At 64.3% G+C, this 1,640-nt stretch carries 1 pseudogene; it reads right to left on the reverse strand.

Annotated elements, in window-relative coordinates:
- Positions 1–72: 72 nt before the first annotated feature.
- Positions 73–1,418: pseudogene (locus tag FS320_RS42995) on the reverse strand (IS701 family transposase).
- Positions 1,419–1,640: the final 222 nt, after the last annotated feature.

A 1,640-nucleotide genomic window follows, 5' to 3' on the forward strand; every position in this document is an offset into this window, starting at 1 on the left:
TACTACTGTGTCATAAACTTTGTGTGGCAGCAGGGACATCGTGGGAGCCTTCGCACGAGAGCGCAGATGAGTTCAGCCCGGATGGTGGCGATCGACTGGGCGAGGTGGCGTTCGGGGCGAATGGGTGCAGCCGCGAGGCTGGTCGGCTTTCGACAGGCGGGACGCCTGACCGGTCGTGAGCCGGACGGGCGCTGAGGGGGAAAACCGGCTCCGCTCGGAGACCAGAAACCCATAAGCCGCGATGCACAGCGTGGCGTGGTGATGAAAGCCGCGCCAGCCCCGCCCCTCAAAGGGGCCCAGACCGATCTCCTGCTTGAGTTCCTGATAATCCCGCTCGATGCGCCAGCGCAGTTTCGCCAGATCAACAAGGTCCCGCAGGACGGTGTCCTCCGGCAGGGTCGAGAGCCAGTACTTGGTCGGCCGCTTCTCGCCTTCAGGCCATTCGATCAGACACCACTCCTCCGGTCGCAGGGTCGCGCGCCAGTAGTCGCGGTGCGCCGGTCGAACGCGGACGGCCGCAAAGCGCGAGCTCAGCGCAGCCTTGGAACCTTCCCGCCAGGTGACCACGTGCCAAGCGCTTCGAGGCAGATCTTTCGCTAACTTCAGGGCTGAGACCGGCTTATGCTGAGCGTCCCTCCGCAACAGGGTGGGCGGACGCCCGCGCCCGCTCCAGGGCTGCGGCGGCAGGGGCCCAGTGCCGGGCGCCCACAGGCTGGTGCTCGACGCAATCCCCACGATGTAGGTCAGACCCATTTTGGTTAGCGCGGTGCGAAACGCCGTCTCAGAGCCATAGCCGGCATCCGCCAGCACCACCGCCGGGGACACTCCCGCCAACAGCGCCGCCCGAATCTGAGCGAGTGCGATGGTGGGTTTGCTGCGAAACTGGATCGGGTCCGGTACGCCGGCCTTGATCCGCCGCTCGGGATCCAGCGCCCACTCCTTGGGCAGATAAAGCTGATAGGCGATCGGCAGGCTCGCGTGAGCGTTGGCCAGTGACAGGCTCACAGCGACCTGGCAGCTGTCCTGCTTGCCCAACTGTCCGCAGTACTGGCGCGCCACCCCGACCGAATGGCTGCCCTTCTTGGAAGGCCGGTGTCATCGACGATCCAGGCGCGGATGGCCCCATGCCGTTCGATGACCGGCAGCACTTGCTCGCGCACGCTTGCCAGCAGGATCTCATCCGACCACTCGGCCTGCGCCACGAGATGATGCAGGGATTGGTGGGCCGCCCGGGCGCGGTGAGGGGCGAGCCGGGCCGCCATGGGCTCGATGCTCTTGCGTTCACCCGGCAGGAGCAAACCGGTACAGTAGGCCTGCATCGGGACAATCCGATCGGCATGGCCAAGCCCTTCCGCAAGGGCATCAACATACGCGGCAAACCGCGCCTCGCGCGTCTCTGATGGGATAGGAAGGTTCATCACGCGCCCTCCGTATGATGGCACTTCCGACTATGCCCCGACCCGTCAGTTTATGACACAGTAGTATTAGGGGTCCCGCCAGTCAACAGTGACCCCTAGCCGTTCTTATGCATGGGAAGGTTGATGAAGGCTGGCGAGTGTAGCTTAAGCACTTGAAGCAGCGTAGGATTTGGTTGCTGAGACTAATCCCTGCCACCAATTGCCCTGTGCCACACTCGCCAT

This window comes from Microvirga tunisiensis, from assembly GCF_009296175.1.
Lineage (GTDB): Bacteria > Pseudomonadota > Alphaproteobacteria > Rhizobiales > Beijerinckiaceae > Microvirga > Microvirga tunisiensis.